Genomic DNA, 15,191 nt, shown 5'->3' on the forward strand with positions numbered 1-15,191 from the left:
ATCCACCGGAGATTCACATGTCATTGTTGAGCAAAAAAGCCGTCGTCCTGCTGGTGGCGGCCCTCGCCGGTTTCGGCGCCCTCCACGCGCAAGCGGCCAAGAAAAATGCCGGCACCGAGAAAGTCTCGATGCTCGAGGGCAAGTTTACTTTTGTCCTGCCTAAAGGTTTCGTCGCCGACCCGCTGCCGACCAGCCCGAGCGGGACCACGGGCACGATGTACACCAATGAGGCCACGAAGACCGTGGTCATTACCGCGCAAAACAAGATTCCCGAAGGCCAGCACGTCAAGGACAACGACGGGCAGTTCCTCGATGGCAGCGTGGCGAGTTTCATCGAAGACCAGCGCAAGGCCCTGCCGGACTTCAACAAACTCAGCGAAAAGAGCCTGACCCAAAAAGGCACCGGCCTTGGCCTGCGTCAGGTCGACAGCACCGCGACCCAGGGCGGTGGCCAGACCCTCAACACCACGTTGATGGCCGGCTCCGGCACGAGGATGGCACTGGTGCAGGTGATCTCCCGCGCCAGCGACAAGAAGGGTCACGATGCTTTGGTGAAAACCATCCTCAAGGATTGAGCTGCTGCAGCCAGCCGTTCAAGTCACGCAGCTCGGCCGCAGTGATACTGTGGCCAACGCCGGGATAGGCGTGAAACTGCGGTTTGTAATCGAGTTTCTGTAGTTGCGCGTTGGCCTCGGTGCCGTCGTGGTACGGCACGCGATCATCGGCGGTACCGTGGCCGATGAAGATGTTCAGCGGCAACGGCTGCTGCTGGGCCTTGAGTTCAGCCTTCAACACCGGCAACAAACGTCCGCTCAACGCGGCGATCCCGCCGACCGCCAATGGCGACCGCAACCCGACCTCGTAAGTCATCATCGCGCCCTGGCTGAAACCGATCAGGTACACCTTGTCCGGGGTGGTGTGATATTTCTTCGCTGCTTGCGCGATAAAGTCGCGCAGTTTCTGGCCACTGACCGTCAGATCATCGGTCTCGCCGTTGTAGGCGCCTTCGCCTTTCTTGCGAAACCACTGGAATCGCCCTTCACCGAGCGACAGCGGCGCCTGCACCGACAGGTAGTTGTATTGCGCCGGCAACTGAAATTTCATGCCGATCAGATCGGCTTCGTTACTGCCGTAGCCGTGCAGGAAAATCACCAGCGGCCGCGCCTCGGCGTCGGCATGCACCTGTTCGATGTATTTGAGCGGCAGATCGGATTGCAGCGTGGTTTGCGCCTGCACAGCGCTGGACGCGAGCAGGGTCAACAGAGCAAAGACCTTCAACATAGAGCCTTCCTTCACAGAGTGTCGGGTTCGGGGGGAGCCTAACATCCTCGGCCAAGGATCCAAATTCTGTGGTGCTGTTGAAACCGCCATCGCTGGCAAGCCAGCTCCCACAGGTTTTGTGTGAACACCATATTTGTGAACACCTTCAATCACTGTGGGAGCTGGCTTGCCAGCGATGAGGCCAGTAGCCCCAACGAAGATCCGTCAGTCGTTGGTCAATTTACCCGTCCGAAACGCCACCCGCCCCGCCACTTTCGCCTGCCAGATCCCCGGCTCGGTATAACGCCCGCGATCCAGCGCAAACAACACCCCGCTGGTGCCGGCGCGCACGGTGGTCACGCGATCCTGCAACGGATCCACCACTTCAAACAGCGCATCGCCCTTCTCCACCCACTCGCCAGCATCGCGCAGGAAACTCACTACGCCATGGTGCGGTGCGAACAGGTATTCGGTGCCTTCGAACGGCAGACCTTCGCAGCACTCGCCAGGCGCCGCCGGCCATTCGCCGCTGATGAAACCCTGCTCGGCAAGGAAACCGAGAATCGCCTCACAATTGGCCTGAGCCTGATCGACCCGGGTGTCGCCCATGCTGCCCAGTTCCAGCGTGGTCGCCAGATTCGCCGCCGGAATTGCGGCATTCGGAAACGCCCGTGCCAGACGCAGCCACGGTGTCGAGCAGGATTCATCGAACGAACTGCCGCCGGAATCTTCACACAGCAGCGCCACGCCGGCCTTCAAACGAGCCGCCAGCGATTGCCACTGCGGCCAGTGCTGCGGCAGCGCATACAAATGAATCGCCGCGTCAAAATCACAATGCAGATCGAGGGTGATGTCGGCATCGCAGGCATGGCGCAGCAACAAACGATGCAACGCTTCCAGTTGCGAAGCCGGCGCCGGCAGCTCCTCGAATATTTGGCCCATGGTTTGGCGGATCAGCGCAACGTTGGCCTCGGCGTCCGCGCCCAGACGCTCACCGATCAACGCCGCGACCGGTGCACTGAGTTCAACGAAGGCGCGGTTGAAGTTTTTGCCGCTGCCCAGTTCGAAGCGGCCCATGTGCGCGCCTTGCACATGTTGATCGAGGCCGATCGGGTTGGCCACCGGAACCAGTTCGATCACGCCCTGCAAACGGCCTTGCTGTTCCAGCGCGTTGAGGCGCTGCTTGAGTTCCCATGCGGTGCGCATGCCCGGCAGTTCATCGGCGTGCAGGCTGGCCTGGATGTACACCTTGCGGGTGCCCGCGCCATAGCGAAACACGCTGAGAGAGCGCTCGCTGCCCAAGTGGCTCCAGGGCAGAACATGGTCGATGCGTTGCATGGGAAAACTCCTGCAGTCTGGTAGATCTGGATCAATGAGATCCTTGTGGGAGCGAGCTTGCTCGCGAATGCAATTGGACAATCGATAAAGAGGTTGAATGTTAAACCGTATTCGCGAGCAAGCTCGCTCCCACAGAGATCTCCATCTGTAGAAAGAAAGCGCAAAAAAAGTGGCCACCGCGCAGACGGGGCCACTTTTTTCTACGGCGTATTAATGGCCGTACACATCAAAGTCGAAGTACTTGTCCTGGACTTTCTTGTATTCGCCATTGGCGCGGATTTCGGTGATGGCTTTGTTGAATTGCTCGGCCAGCGCGGTATCGCCCTTACGCACCGCGATGCCGGCGCCGCCGCCGAAGTACTTGGCGTCTTCGTAGGTCGGGCCAACGAATTCAAAACCTTTGCCGGCATCGGTTTTCAGGAAACCGTCGCTCAGGTTGACCGAGTCGGCCAGCATCGCGTCGATACGTCCGGAAACCATGTCGAGGTTGGCTTCCTGCTGCGAGCCGTAACGCACCAGGTCGATCCCGGCCGGCACCAGCACTTCAGTGGCGTAACGGTCGTGGGTACTGGCGCGCAGCACGCCGACTTTCTTGCCTTTGAGCTCGGTCAGCGGGTCTTTGACACCGGAACCTTCCTTCATCACGAAGCGCGCCGGGGTGTGGTAGTACTTGATAGTGAAATCGACGTTTTTCTTGCGGTCGTCGGTGATGGTCATCGACGACAGGATCGCGTCGATTTTCTTCACTTTCAGCGCCGGGATCAGGCCATCGAATTCCTGCTCGACCCAGGTGCATTTGACTTTCATCTGCGCGCACAGCGCATCGCCGATGTCGACGTCGAAACCGGTGAGTTTGCCGTCAGGGGTTTTCATCGAGAATGGCGGGTAACCGGCTTCGATACCGATGCGGATCGGCTTGGCGTCTTCGGCCACGGCGGTCAGGGACAACATCGACAGTGCCAGGGCACCGAACATCACTAGCTTCTTCATTTATAACTCCTGTGTGCGGAGGCTTTATTGGCAGCTTTCGATTTCGCGTTCGGTCATGGCCAATTGGCTACAAAAACCGAAGTGGCCGGCAGTCTATGGCGGCGCGCACAGGGTAAATTGTGTTTAAGCGACAAATACTTATGAAAGATCGGCGCACCGATTGACCGGGGTCAACGGGTGCGCCGTCGTGGTGCAAGGGCTGTAGGACAAGCGCCTTTTTTGCTCAGGAATTGTCTGAAAAGAACGTCAGCATTCGCAGCCGATGGCCGCATTGACCCCTTGCGACACACTCAACTGAAAGCCTTCATCCAGCCATCCGGTAACCCCGCCGATCATTTCTTTGACCGGATAACCCAACGCCGCCAGTTTCACCGCTGCCTTGTTCGCGCCGTTGCAGTGCGGGCCGGCGCAATAGACCACGAACATCGTGGTTTTCGGGTAGTTCGCCAGTTCCGCCGCCGTCAGCAACCGGTTGGGGATATTGATCGCCCCCGGCACATAACCGCGCTCATAGGCCAGCGGCCCACGGACATCGACCAAGACAAAATCAATCTCGCCATCCTCCTGGCTACTGAAGACGTCGGAACAATCGGTTTCGAAGGTCAGACGATTGCTGAAGTGCATCAGGGCGATCGCCGACGGCGCCGCAGGGATGTCACGAACGAGGCTGGTCATGGGGTTGCTCCTTTATCTGAACGGGTGTGAACAGACTTTATCGAGCGGTCGCTTGCGGCTACAGTGGCGCACAAGACACTCACCGGGAATTTTCCGCCAAATGCCGACATCACCAGGTCTGGTTGCGATTCTGGCCTACGACGGCCTCTGCACATTCGAGTTCGGCATCGCCGTGGAGGTCTTTGGCCTGACCCGGCCGGAGTTCGATTTCCCGTGGTACACCCACGCCATCGCGGCAGTCGATAAAGGCCCGATGCGTGCCTTGGGCGGGATTCAGGTGCTGGCCGATGGTGGCCTGGAATTGTTGGCCGAAGCGCGCACCATCATCATTCCCGGCTGGCGCGATCGCAACGCGGCGGTGCCTCCAGCATTGATCGACGCGCTGTGCCAGGCCCATGCCCGGGGTGCGCGGTTGCTGTCGATCTGCTCCGGGGTGTTTGTGCTGGCGGCCACTGGTTTGCTCGACGGCCACGGGGCCACCACGCATTGGCGCTACACGGCGGAACTGGCGCAGCGCTTCCCGGCGATTGCGGTTGATGCCGATGTGCTTTACGTCGATTCCGGTCAGTTGATCACCTCGGCCGGCAGCGCGGCCGGCATCGATGCCTGCCTGCATCTGGTGGCGCGTGACTTCGGCACGCAAGTCGCCAACTCGGTGGCGCGGCGTCTGGTGATGTCGCCGCAGCGTACTGGCGGTCAGGCGCAGTTCATTCCGACACCGGTCAGCCCGACACCGCGCAACGATCTGTCACGGGTGATGCAGTGGGCGCGCGAGCGTATGCATGAACCGCTGGAAGTGCGCGATCTGGCCAGCGAAGCGGCGATGAGTGAGCGCACGTTTCTGCGGCGGTTTACCGAGGCCAGTGGGCAGTCGCCCAAAGCGTGGTTGCAGCACGAACGTTTGGCGCGGGCGCGGGAGTTGCTGGAGAGCACGCCGGACAATACCGAGCAGATTGCCGAGCGTTGCGGTTATCGGTCGGTGGAGAGTTTTCGTGTGGCGTTTCGTGGGGTGGTGGGGGTGCCGCCGTCGGTGTATCGGGAGCGGTTTGGGCGTGGGGTCAGGGTCGATTCCTGAGGTGATTTACCGGGCCTCTTCGCGAGCAAGCTCGCTCCCACAGTTTGGAATGCATTCCCCCTGTGGGAGCGAGCTTGCTCGCGAAGGCGCCCAGTCAAACGCAGCATCATTTAGACATCAGCCACAAGGCTACAGCGCCTTGCGCCTTTGCCTACAACTACGCCAGAATCCGCCGGCTTGTGCGGCTTGGGGGCTGCCGGTAACTTGGTTCGCGTCACTGAATGTTCAGTGATCGGGTTTAGTCGCTCGGTAATCCACTTAAACTGCACAACGTTCCAGACAGTAGGTATTTCGATACCTCACTCAATGGTAGCTGTGCGCAGGGCGCCTTCGGGTGCGCCGGTTTTGGTGGAGTTCCCGGTCGACTAACCTGCGTATAGCTGCCACCTTTTCGTTTAGTCGCGAGGTGGTGTCAGCATCACTTTGGAAAACTACACCATGTTCAAAGTAACGCCGAATCCACCTGAAACAGAAGCAGACATCGATCCGAATCCAACGTCGCCCTATTCCGAACCGGGTTCAAGAAAACTCCACGAAGCCGCCGAGCGCGCACTCGACCATTACCTGAAACCCACACCGCCGTCACCACCACGCAGACCCAGCACCATGTTCCTCGTCGACCCCAACACCGGCGCCGAAGACCTCATGGCCCACGCCTGCGAATCCATGGCTTCGGCCAGCGTCATGCTCAGCGACTTCGCCGCCCTGCTCGACTCGCCCTACCGCAACACCGTGCTCGGCATCCAGCAAGTGGTCATGCTCGGCGAACTCGCGGTCAACCGCGCCCTCGACAAAATCGAACCCGCCCTGAGGCAATAATCATGTCCAACAAAACCGATGCACAAGTCGTCGCAGCACTGGTGGCCATGGGCTTCAACGAACGGGACGGACGCTGGGCACAGAACGCCTGCCTGGTGCTGTTCGAAAGCGAACGCGAATCCATCGTCGCCTCCGCCGTCACCGTCCTTCCCCAACTCGATGAACTGGAAATCGACGCCGTGCTACCCGCACTGCGCCGCGTGACCCGCCGGTTCCCCTCACTGCAAAGAACCGTGGCCGACACACTGGCCGAGATGGCGCATGCGGCCTGATTGACCGCGTGATCGTTCTTCGCGAGCAGGCTCGCTCCCACACTAGATCTGCGGTGCACTCAAATCCCATGAGCATCCGCGATCAACTGTAGGAGTGAGCCTGCTCGCGATGGCGTTCTTTCTGCTGACGGATATCTGTAGCTGCAATCCTCGCTTGATTTATATCTGTTCTGATATAGCCTGTTATTAAGGTTCTTTCCGCCATTCCTTGCAACACAACGTCGCATCACGATTTCATCCGGGCGATTACGCTTTTCCTATCAACAAGGAGAAGTCGATGCCAAGACACAAGGATGTGAGGTTTGTCGGGAGTGCGCTTAAAGATCTGAAAGAATTCCCACCCGATGCCCGCAGAGCAGCGGGGTTTCAGTTGGATCTCTTGCAGCAGGGCGACGAACCGTTTGATTGGCGGCCAATGAAAACGGTCGGACGGGGCGTCAACGAAATCAGAATCACCGAGGACTCAGGGGCGTTTCGAGTGTTCTACGTGGTCAACCGACCTGAAGCGATCTATGTGCTGCACGCCATGCACAAGACCACGCGCAGAACTGAAACGCGAGATATCGAACTGGCACGCGCCAGATACCAGGAAATAAGGTAGACCATGATGGATCATCAAAATCTTTCCCAGCGCTATTCAAGTGTCTGGGATGCACTGGAAGACACGCCGCAGGATGCTGCCAATATGCGTCTGCGGGCTAAACTGATGCGCACGCTTTGCGAGACCATTCGAGCTTGGGAGCTTCCTCAAAAAGAAGCAGCCAAACGCTTGGGAATTACCCAGCCACGGCTTAACGATGTGCTCAATGGAAAAATCGACAAGTTCTCTTTGGATGCGCTAGTCAATCTGTCAGCCGCAGCAAAGCTGGAGGTAGACATCTGCTTCCCTTTGGGTCAACCGCTGCAATGGGCTTGATACAAAGCTGACTCCTCGCCGACATTTTGTACAACCAAATGATGAGGGGGCATTGCCCCTCTCACGGCCAAAGCAGACCCTGCCCACCTCAATCCTCCCGCGTCAGCACTTCCAACAATTCAATCTCAAACACCAGATTCGAATTCGGCGGGATCTTGCCCATCGTCCGCTCGCCATACCCCAGATGCGCCGGCACCAACAATTTGCGTTTGCCCCCCACCTGCATGCCCATCAAACCCTGATCCCAACCCTTGATCACCCGCCCGGTGCCAATCACGCACTGAAAAGGTTTGCCACGGCTGTAGGAAGAATCGAACTCGCTGCCGTCTTCCAGCCATCCGGTGTATTGGGTGGTGATCAGCGCGCCTTTGACGGCGGCTTTGCCTTCGCCGACCTGAAGATCGATTACCTGCAGTTCATCATTCATAACATTCACTCTATTGTTCTGCTGGCCGCCGTTTTCCCAGAATTGCCGGTAATTGGCAACCTTCCAGCGCAGATCAACGTGGTATCCGAACCGAGTGATGAAGCATTAACATAGCCAACCGCCATTACTCCACGGACCGACCCGCCATGCTGGCAGCGCCCGAATGACTCTGTTCTGGATCAGCCTTGCCGTGGGCTTGATAATGCTGGCCATCATCGCCCTGCTGCTATGGCGCGAACGCGGTTTTCGCAGGCAGCTCGCGCAGTACCGTGATCTGCTGAGGCGTGCCGCCGATGGTCAGAACATTCATCAGGACGGCGACGTCGAGCGTTTCAAGCGCAGCCAGTACTTTGCGCGCATCGGCACATGGGACTGGGAAGTCGACACGGATCGGCTGTACTGGTCGGATGCGATTTACGGCATGTTCGGGTTCAAGATCGGCGAAATCACGCCGTCCTATGCGTTGTTCTGTTCCTGCGTCCACCCGGACGACCGCACCAAGGTGCGCGAAGGTGAACTGCGTTGCCTGGAAACCGGCGAAAACCACGATGAGGAATACCGCGTGATCTGGCCCGACGGCACGATTCGCTGGCTACGGGAAACCGGCAACGTGGTACGCAACGACCACGACGCGGTGGTGAAAATGATGGGCGTGGTGCGCGACATCACCGAAGAAAAAGCCTCGGCCAGCTACCTGCAACACCTCGCTCACTTCGATCCGCTGACCGGCCTGCCCAATCGCCTGGTGCTGGAACAACGCTTGTCGGAAGCACTGGATCAAGCGCGCCAGACCGAGACCCGCGTCGCATTGGTGTTCGTCGACCTCAACGGTTTCAAAACCATCAATGATCGCTACGGCCATGCCGCCGGCGACCGGGTGCTGATCACTACGGCAACACGGTTGAAACGCATCTTGCGCGCCACCGACACCGTCGCGCGCATTGGCGGCGATGAGTTCGTGGTAATCCTGCAAGGCCTGGCGCCGAACCTGAGTTTGCCGGACGAAGCGCGCCGCATCTGTCAGAAAATCTTCATCGAACTCTCGCCCCCGATCAGCATCGGCAACGACCAGCGCCACATCGGCACCAGCCTTGGGGTGGCGGTGTTTCCGGACCATGCGACGGCGATGGATCGCTTGCTGCACGTCGCAGATCTGGCGATGTATGAGGCCAAGCGCAGTGGCAATAATCAGTATCGGCTGGGGGGTGGGCAGGTGATGAATCACGTGCGGGTTGAGTAAGCGAATAATCCAAGGCGCTACCGAAGTAGCGCCAACATCACAATCCACCTGACAATATGCCGATTTAAATGGCTGCCAAAAAAGCTTAGAGCTTATAGTCAGACATCATTGCCGCGACAAGCACATCGGTCCTTGCGTCAATTTGTTCATGATCCCAATTTGCAGCACTTGAAAGACTAGCAAGCTTTCTGCCTACTTTGAACTTCAAATCGTTCAGCAACAAGCCATTTTTATAGCCTATCGAAGCTTTATCACCGGCGAGAGTGACCACACTTTTCTTCTGTTTTTCAACCAACTCTGCGTTGGACAAATTTGAGTTGTAAGCAGACAACGTCAAGTTGCCAATCTGATCGGCAAATTGCTCCTGAATCTCAAGCGCCTTCTCAGTATCGCCACCCGCCAACATTTTAACCCAGCCAGGTTTCAATGTACCTTGAGGAAGAACATGCTCTATGGTCCAGACATATCGGCCTTTATCGTCTCTACGCCACAAATCAATCTGACGTTCTTTTGTTTCGCGCTCCATCACATAATTGCACAACAAATAGCGAGCGACGCCTGGATTATAATAATAAATATGAGTACTCAAGGCCTCTTCAAATTCGCCATCATCCGCCGGCGTATCGCTGCCCTTTGCTTTGAGCAGCGTGCTGCGAACCAACTCATAAGAAAAGCTACCACTTTTCTTGAGAGCCTTCTCACAAACACTCACCAGTTCGATAAACAAGCCGTCTAATCGGTTAGTAGCAGGAGTACTGGTAAGGTTTCGACGCACGAAGTATCGCGCAAGAAAATCGATTGACTTATTTACGTCAGCAGATGCACACAACCCTTCTTTCTCTCTGTCCAGCATATACAGTAGAAACTGATGACTTGGCTTGGCATCCAGACGGGATAAATTCAACAACTTCAAGCGACGCAATGGGGCAATCTCTGCTCGTTCCGGTTGCGTAATAGCACTATAAAAACTGGCGCGGCGAGCCAGTGCATCCAACAAACCACCTGCGTCTTTTTTTATCAAATACTCAAAAATTGAAATTAGCGAAGTCTTCGTTGCCCGTTTAAAATTGGGCACGCTACGCCCTGACTCCACCTGAAACGCATTATAAAAGTGACGCAGATAACTTTCATGAAGACTTGAATCCGGGCCTAGACTTTCGGTCATGGTAGACCAGATTTCGAAAGCCTCATCAATGGCACCAGTGCTACTTCGTTCCAGCGTGGCCAACATTGCATTTTTGATGATATCCAGAGCGGACAGCGGTACACCCCGATTGTTAATCGCCTCAAAAAGTCTAAATGCATCTGAATGATTGTCGACCCTGATATGAATAAAAATCAGCGCATTCACTCGTTGAGCCAGCAACTTCAGCGCGGTCACTTCATCGGGCAACTCATCAGAAAAATAGCGAATGCATTTAGCTATACGGCGATTCCCCCAATTCCTTGGTGCTTCATGTTCAACGAGCGCCAGCAATCCGTAATGACTCAGTGCATTAATATAATCAACACGATTTAAATCCTGGCTCGACGGCAGTATCCGGCAATAGTAATCGGTGCGATTTTTTCGCCCGATATAAAAGTCACCCAGCAACGTATTTTTACTCGAATGAACCGGCATTTTTTCATCTTTTTGATATCTACGCTCTCGTACTACCTTACGCCGAACATCATCCATCAATGCCTTTAAATCAGCGATATCGTCCTCATCCAGACTGGACTGCTCCTTCAAATCAACTTCAGCCGAAAGCACTTCATTCAGCCTTGACCAAATAGCAATCAACAAACAGGAAATAGTAGTAATTCGCTGCTGCCCATCAATCAGCTCATAAACCCGAGGCTCTCCGGGTGCACCTGAGCTGGCATCAACGCAAATAACCGACCCCATATAGTGGCCTTCTTTGTCATTCGCATCGTCATTTATATCATCTATCAACTGTTGCCAATCGCGGGCAGACCAAGAATAAGGTCGCTGATACTTGGGAACTCGATAGCTTTCCTGGGTACCTTCAATCGTGAGAAGTTTACTTAATGGCTGTTTTGACGGTTCCATTCGACGATTCGCTAAGCTGATAATGTTTTAGTTACCTCGGCAAATTTGCACCGATCCCTGCACGCTTTTTTCACGAAGCAGATTCTAATTAAAACCATCAACCAGTGTCAAAGAGCCACTACCCAAAACCATCAACCATTCAATATTTCATCAATACCATTGTAAAAACTCGATGAGATTAGAAAAATGGAAATTTTACAGCCGATGCCCTAACCATTCAGTCGATTCAACAAGAGCTGGTTAGGGCGTCACGTTGCTTACCGCTCGACCGCTTTCATCTCGACAATCGTCCCGTTGGTGATCATCACCATGACGTACTGATCATTGATCTGTACCCACTGCGCCTGATCAACAGGTTTTTTCAGGCCCTTGGCTTTCCAGTCGATGGCTTTTTCACTGCGCTGATAAATATCCGGGGCGCGGTCGTTGACCTTCAGTTCACGGTCGCTGACCGGGGATTGAACGGCCTGTTCATTTGAGGTTTGCGCCGCTTGAACAAGTGGGCTGATCCCGGCAATGCCGGCGACGAGGGCCAGGCTGGCGATTAGGGTTTTGCTGTTCATCGGTGAACCTCCTGAATTGGGTAGTACCTCAACTCCGACTGCGTGGGGCGGGAATCATTCCTTTTTTGCCGGGGGTGGCCGCTAGAGGTCATTGGAATTTGGGTGTCCTGTAAACAAAAGCAAAATCAAGAGCCCCTCACCCTAGCCCTCTCCCGGAGGGAGAGGGGACTGACCGAGGTGTTTGGTAGAAGTGCGCCGACGTGCGATTCCGAGTCGAATGCAAGTTTCAAAACCGACCGAAATCGGCTCCCTCTCCCTCGGGAGAGGGCTGGGGTGAGGGCAAAACCATAAGCAGTCGTTACCGCAGCAGTGGATTTGTACCAAAAAAACCATTGATCCACTTTGCACATCAATCCATGCCAATAATGCAATTAACATCTCGTTACACCTGCGCCACCATCCGCCTCAATAAAAACCGTGCGCCGCCCTCCCGTCGCGCACGTCATAAAAGCGGTGGAGTACTTTTCGATGACAGCCTCAATCCCACACAACGGCTCGCGGGCCGGCGCCATTTTCCGGGTGACCTCGGGCAACTTCCTCGAACAGTTCGATTTCTTTCTGTTCGGTTTCTACGCCACGCAGATCGCGGCGGTGTTCTTTCCGGCGAGCAGTGAGTTCGCTTCCCTGATGATGACCTTTGCGGTGTTCGGCGCAGGCTTTTTGATGCGTCCGCTGGGCGCCATTGTGCTCGGTGCGTACATCGATGATGTCGGCCGGCGCAAAGGTTTGATCGTCACCCTGTCGATCATGGCCAGCGGCACGATATTGATTGTGCTGGTGCCCGGATACGAAAGCATCGGCCTGTTTGCACCGGCACTGGTGTTGATCGGGCGCTTGCTGCAGGGCTTCTCGGCCGGTGCGGAATTGGGCGGTGTGTCGGTGTACCTCGCCGAGATCGCCACGCCGGGTCGCAAAGGTTTCTTCACCGCTTGGCAGTCGGCCAGTCAGCAAGTTGCAATCATCGTCGCCGCTGCTTTGGGCTACGCGCTGAACGCGTGGATGGCGCCGGATGTGATTGCCGATTGGGGCTGGCGGATTCCGTTTTTCGTTGGCTGCATGATCGTGCCGTTCATCTTTGTGCTGCGGCGTAACCTGGCGGAAACCGAAGAGTTCGCCGCACGCAAACACCGCCCGAGCATGGGCGAAGTGTTCCGCACCCTCGGTCAGAACTGGGGCGTGGTACTCGGCGGCATGTTGATGGTCGCGCTGACCACCACCGCGTTTTACCTGATCACTGTGTACGCGCCGACCTTCGGCAAAACCGTGCTGCACCTGAGCACCTCCGACGCGTTGCTGGTGACCTTGCTGGTCGGTGTGTCGAACTTCTTCTGGCTGCCGATTGGCGGCATGTTGTCGGATCGTATCGGCCGTCGTCCGGTGCTGATTGCGATGTCGCTGCTCGCCTTGGCCACGACGTATCCGGCGTTGTCGTATCTGGTGCAGGCGCCGAGCTTCAGCCACATGTTGCTGTCGCTGTTGTGGCTGTCGTTTATCTACGGCTTGTACAACGGCGCGATGATTCCGGCGCTGACCGAGATCATGCCGGTCGAGGTTCGCGTTGCCGGTTTCTCCCTCGCCTACAGCCTGGCCACGGCGATTTTCGGCGGCTTCACCCCGGCGATGTCGACCTTCCTGATCCAGTACACCGGCGACAAAGCCGCGCCGGGGTACTGGATGAGCATCGGTGCGCTGTGTGCCTTGTGCGCCACTCTTTATCTGTACCGCCGTGCCGGTGGTCGTCTGCGACCTGTCGCGGCCTGAGGGAAATTCGCCATGAAAAAACTGTTTACTGTCACCGCCCTGCTCGCCGGTCTCGCATTCAACCTCGCGGCCCAGGCCGAAGAATTGAGCGTGATGACCTCCGGGGGCTTCACCGCCGCCTACAAGATTCTCGGGCCGAAATTCGCTGCCACCAGCGGCAACACATTGACCACCAGCCTTGGCCCATCGATGGGCAAAGCCCCCGAGGCGATCCCCAATCGCCTCGCGCGCGGTGAACACGCCGACGTGGTGATCATGGTCGGTTACGCCCTCGATGACTTGATCAAGCAAGGCAAGGTCGACCCGGCCTCGCGCGTTGAGCTGGCGGATTCGCGGATTGGCCTGGTGGTGCGCGAAGGCGCGGCGAAACCGGACATCAGCAACGTCGACGCCTTGAAGAAAACCCTGCTCGACGCGCAGTCGGTGGCCTACTCCGATAGCGCCAGCGGCGTGTACATCGAACAGCAGTTGTTCAAGAAACTGGGGATCGAAGACCAACTGAAACCGAAGGCCAAGATGATTGCGAAAATCCCGGTCGGCTCGGTGGTTGCCACTGGCGACTATCAATTGGGCTTCCAGCAAGTCAGCGAATTGCTGCCAGTGCCGGGCGTGAGTTTCGTGGCGAAGATTCCGGAATCGGTGCAGTCGGTGACGCGTTTTGCTGCCGGGATTCCGGTGGGCGCGCAGCATCCAGAAGAGGCGAAAGCCTTGCTCGCCTACCTCGCCGCACCGGCTGCACAAGCTGACGTGCAGGCCACCGGGCTGGATTCGGTCAAGCGCTGATCGTTGGCGGCTTGACCTTCATTTCCACCACCAGCCGCTCCAGCTCCAGTGCCGCCGGGGTCAGCGTGCGACCCCGGCGCTTGATGATGCCGACACTGCGCATCACTTGCGGATCGGTCAGTGGCACCCGCGTCAGGATCGGATGATCCGGCCCGGGCATCGCCATCAACGGCACCGCCGCCACGCCCAACCCCGCCTCCACCAGACCGATCATCGTCGTCACATGCCGGGTTTCGCAGATGCTCGAGCGCTGCGGTGTCACGCTGCTCAAGGCCTGATCGAGCAGAAAGCGGTTGCCGGACGTCTTGTCGAGCGAGATGTAATCCTGCTGGTAAAACTCGTCCCAGCTCACGCTGCTGCGCCCGGCCAACGCATGATCGCGGCGGCAAGCGACGACGTAGCACTCCTGCACAAGCGGTTCGAACTCGACTTTGGCATCCTGCGTGCCGAGAAAACTCAAGCCGAAATCCGCCTCGCCATTGACCACCGCACTCAAGACATCGTGCGCGCTGGAGTCGAGCACTTTGACCTTGATGCGCGGAAATTGCTGGTGATACCGCGCAACCACGCGGGGCATGAAGTAGTACGCCGCCGAAGGCACACAGGCGACGGTGACATGGCCCAAACGAGTCGAGGCGACTTCGCTGATGCCCAGCAACGCGACATCGAGATCGTCCAGCAAACGCTCAACACTGGGCATGAAACCGCGCCCGGCCTGAGTCAGGCTGACCTTGCGTGTGGTGCGTTCGAAGAGTTTCACGCCGAGGGCGTCTTCGAGCTTCTCGATACGCCGGCTCAGTGCCGGTTGCGAGAGGCGCACGGTGTCGGCGGCCTTGCGGAAACTGCCCTGTTCGACCACGGCGCGGAAGGCTTGTAAATCGTTGAGGTCGAAGTTGATGGCCATGGCGGGACTCGGGGGATTGATTTGCTTAGGCTATAAATGTAACCAATTGATGCAATTTATTACAGACTCGACATCAGAACCCCTGTGGGAGCGAGCTTGCTCGCGAATGCAATCT

17 protein-coding genes are annotated in these 15,191 nt (G+C 57.0%); 9 read left to right on the forward strand and 8 right to left on the reverse strand.

Going from position 1 to position 15,191, the window contains the following annotated elements:
* The first annotated feature begins 17 nt into the window (after positions 1-17).
* On the forward strand, positions 18-575 hold the full coding sequence (locus tag ACZ0A4_RS12220) for a DcrB/PsbP domain-containing protein (protein ID WP_463574896.1): 558 nt from the start codon (positions 18-20) through the stop codon (positions 573-575).
* Here ACZ0A4_RS12220 and ACZ0A4_RS12225 read toward each other — a convergent pair.
* The 4 genes from ACZ0A4_RS12225 to ACZ0A4_RS12240 form a co-directional block, all read right to left on the reverse strand.
* Positions 565-1,281 (reverse strand): alpha/beta hydrolase, encoded by a 717-nt coding sequence (locus ACZ0A4_RS12225; RefSeq protein WP_463574898.1) that lies wholly within the window; start codon positions 1,279-1,281, stop codon positions 565-567. The two genes, ACZ0A4_RS12220 and ACZ0A4_RS12225, sit on opposite strands and share 11 nt — an antisense overlap.
* Positions 1,282-1,485: 204 nt before the next feature.
* Positions 1,486-2,598, reverse strand: coding sequence for a succinylglutamate desuccinylase/aspartoacylase family protein (locus tag ACZ0A4_RS12230; RefSeq protein WP_463554868.1), 1,113 nt, complete (start codon positions 2,596-2,598; stop codon positions 1,486-1,488).
* Positions 2,599-2,808: 210 nt separating this feature from the next.
* Positions 2,809-3,588, reverse strand: coding sequence for an ABC transporter substrate-binding protein (locus tag ACZ0A4_RS12235; protein ID WP_016775210.1), 780 nt, complete (start codon positions 3,586-3,588; stop codon positions 2,809-2,811).
* 246 nt (positions 3,589-3,834) lie between these two features.
* Complete coding sequence (locus ACZ0A4_RS12240; protein ID WP_463574901.1) at positions 3,835-4,263, reverse strand: rhodanese-like domain-containing protein; 429 nt, start codon at positions 4,261-4,263, stop codon at positions 3,835-3,837.
* A gap of 100 nt (positions 4,264-4,363) precedes the next feature.
* Here ACZ0A4_RS12240 and ftrA point away from each other — a divergent pair, with 100 nt between their 5' ends.
* The 5 genes from ftrA (at position 4,364) to ACZ0A4_RS12265 (ending at position 7,345) form a co-directional block, all read left to right on the forward strand.
* Complete coding sequence (gene ftrA, locus ACZ0A4_RS12245) at positions 4,364-5,338, forward strand: transcriptional regulator FtrA (RefSeq protein ID WP_463574903.1); 975 nt, start codon at positions 4,364-4,366, stop codon at positions 5,336-5,338.
* 438 nt (positions 5,339-5,776) lie between these two features.
* A complete protein-coding gene (locus ACZ0A4_RS12250) occupies positions 5,777-6,157 on the forward strand; it encodes a DUF6124 family protein (RefSeq protein ID WP_463574905.1) in 381 nt (126 codons plus the stop codon).
* A gap of 2 nt (positions 6,158-6,159) precedes the next feature.
* Entirely contained in the window at positions 6,160-6,429 is a 270-nt protein-coding gene (locus tag ACZ0A4_RS12255) for a hypothetical protein (protein WP_116030089.1), read from the forward strand.
* Positions 6,430-6,706: 277 nt separating this feature from the next.
* Complete coding sequence (locus ACZ0A4_RS12260) at positions 6,707-7,030, forward strand: type II toxin-antitoxin system RelE/ParE family toxin (protein ID WP_463574906.1); 324 nt, start codon at positions 6,707-6,709, stop codon at positions 7,028-7,030.
* A 3-nt stretch (positions 7,031-7,033) separates the two neighbouring features.
* The gene (locus ACZ0A4_RS12265) at positions 7,034-7,345 is read left to right on the forward strand and encodes a helix-turn-helix domain-containing protein (protein WP_405123365.1); all 312 of its coding nucleotides are present in this window, start codon (positions 7,034-7,036) and stop codon (positions 7,343-7,345) included.
* Positions 7,346-7,433: 88 nt separating this feature from the next.
* On the opposite strand, the gene ACZ0A4_RS12270 is transcribed toward ACZ0A4_RS12265, so the two are convergent.
* A complete protein-coding gene (locus tag ACZ0A4_RS12270; RefSeq protein ID WP_053121462.1) occupies positions 7,434-7,772 on the reverse strand; it encodes an FKBP-type peptidyl-prolyl cis-trans isomerase in 339 nt (112 codons plus the stop codon).
* A 163-nt stretch (positions 7,773-7,935) separates the two neighbouring features.
* Between ACZ0A4_RS12270 and ACZ0A4_RS12275 the strand changes: the two genes are divergently transcribed.
* Positions 7,936-9,012 (forward strand): diguanylate cyclase domain-containing protein, encoded by a 1,077-nt coding sequence (locus ACZ0A4_RS12275; RefSeq protein ID WP_463574907.1) that lies wholly within the window; start codon positions 7,936-7,938, stop codon positions 9,010-9,012.
* An 85-nt stretch (positions 9,013-9,097) separates the two neighbouring features.
* Here ACZ0A4_RS12275 and ACZ0A4_RS12280 read toward each other — a convergent pair whose 3' ends face one another.
* Both ACZ0A4_RS12280 and ACZ0A4_RS12285 read right to left on the reverse strand, forming a co-directional pair.
* A complete protein-coding gene (locus ACZ0A4_RS12280; RefSeq protein ID WP_463574908.1) occupies positions 9,098-11,065 on the reverse strand; it encodes a DUF262 domain-containing protein in 1,968 nt (655 codons plus the stop codon).
* A 257-nt stretch (positions 11,066-11,322) separates the two neighbouring features.
* On the reverse strand, positions 11,323-11,628 hold the full coding sequence (locus tag ACZ0A4_RS12285; RefSeq protein WP_463574909.1) for an RcnB family protein: 306 nt from the start codon (positions 11,626-11,628) through the stop codon (positions 11,323-11,325).
* 468 nt (positions 11,629-12,096) lie between these two features.
* Between ACZ0A4_RS12285 and tcuC the strand changes: the two genes are divergently transcribed.
* Both tcuC and ACZ0A4_RS12295 read left to right on the forward strand, forming a co-directional pair.
* On the forward strand, positions 12,097-13,389 hold the full coding sequence (gene tcuC, locus ACZ0A4_RS12290; RefSeq protein WP_463574911.1) for a tricarballylate/proton symporter TcuC: 1,293 nt from the start codon (positions 12,097-12,099) through the stop codon (positions 13,387-13,389).
* A 12-nt stretch (positions 13,390-13,401) separates the two neighbouring features.
* Entirely contained in the window at positions 13,402-14,172 is a 771-nt protein-coding gene (locus ACZ0A4_RS12295) for a substrate-binding domain-containing protein (RefSeq protein ID WP_463574912.1), read from the forward strand.
* Here the strand turns inward: ACZ0A4_RS12295 and ACZ0A4_RS12300 are convergent.
* Positions 14,162-15,076 carry a LysR family transcriptional regulator gene (locus ACZ0A4_RS12300; RefSeq protein ID WP_463574913.1) on the reverse strand — a complete coding sequence of 305 codons (915 nt, stop codon included), beginning with the start codon at positions 15,074-15,076 and terminating at the stop codon, positions 14,162-14,164. The genes ACZ0A4_RS12295 and ACZ0A4_RS12300 overlap by 11 nt on opposite strands.
* Between the last annotated feature and the right edge of the window lie 115 nt (positions 15,077-15,191).

This window comes from Pseudomonas sp. AC172, from assembly GCF_979258595.1.

Coding starts and splice junctions, on each gene's coding strand:
- ACZ0A4_RS12220 (WP_463574896.1), top strand. CDS start 18: ATGTCATTGTTGAGCAAAAAAGCCGTCGTCCTGCTGGTGGCGGCCCTC.
- ACZ0A4_RS12225 (WP_463574898.1), bottom strand. CDS start 1,281: ATGTTGAAGGTCTTTGCTCTGTTGACCCTGCTCGCGTCCAGCGCTGTG.
- ACZ0A4_RS12230 (WP_463554868.1), bottom strand. CDS start 2,598: ATGCAACGCATCGACCATGTTCTGCCCTGGAGCCACTTGGGCAGCGAG.
- ACZ0A4_RS12235 (WP_016775210.1), bottom strand. CDS start 3,588: ATGAAGAAGCTAGTGATGTTCGGTGCCCTGGCACTGTCGATGTTGTCC.
- ACZ0A4_RS12240 (WP_463574901.1), bottom strand. CDS start 4,263: ATGACCAGCCTCGTTCGTGACATCCCTGCGGCGCCGTCGGCGATCGCC.
- ftrA (WP_463574903.1), top strand. CDS start 4,364: ATGCCGACATCACCAGGTCTGGTTGCGATTCTGGCCTACGACGGCCTC.
- ACZ0A4_RS12250 (WP_463574905.1), top strand. CDS start 5,777: ATGTTCAAAGTAACGCCGAATCCACCTGAAACAGAAGCAGACATCGAT.
- ACZ0A4_RS12255 (WP_116030089.1), top strand. CDS start 6,160: ATGTCCAACAAAACCGATGCACAAGTCGTCGCAGCACTGGTGGCCATG.
- ACZ0A4_RS12260 (WP_463574906.1), top strand. CDS start 6,707: ATGCCAAGACACAAGGATGTGAGGTTTGTCGGGAGTGCGCTTAAAGAT.
- ACZ0A4_RS12265 (WP_405123365.1), top strand. CDS start 7,034: ATGATGGATCATCAAAATCTTTCCCAGCGCTATTCAAGTGTCTGGGAT.
- ACZ0A4_RS12270 (WP_053121462.1), bottom strand. CDS start 7,772: ATGAATGATGAACTGCAGGTAATCGATCTTCAGGTCGGCGAAGGCAAA.
- ACZ0A4_RS12275 (WP_463574907.1), top strand. CDS start 7,936: ATGACTCTGTTCTGGATCAGCCTTGCCGTGGGCTTGATAATGCTGGCC.
- ACZ0A4_RS12280 (WP_463574908.1), bottom strand. CDS start 11,065: ATGGAACCGTCAAAACAGCCATTAAGTAAACTTCTCACGATTGAAGGT.
- ACZ0A4_RS12285 (WP_463574909.1), bottom strand. CDS start 11,628: ATGAACAGCAAAACCCTAATCGCCAGCCTGGCCCTCGTCGCCGGCATT.
- tcuC (WP_463574911.1), top strand. CDS start 12,097: ATGACAGCCTCAATCCCACACAACGGCTCGCGGGCCGGCGCCATTTTC.
- ACZ0A4_RS12295 (WP_463574912.1), top strand. CDS start 13,402: ATGAAAAAACTGTTTACTGTCACCGCCCTGCTCGCCGGTCTCGCATTC.
- ACZ0A4_RS12300 (WP_463574913.1), bottom strand. CDS start 15,076: ATGGCCATCAACTTCGACCTCAACGATTTACAAGCCTTCCGCGCCGTG.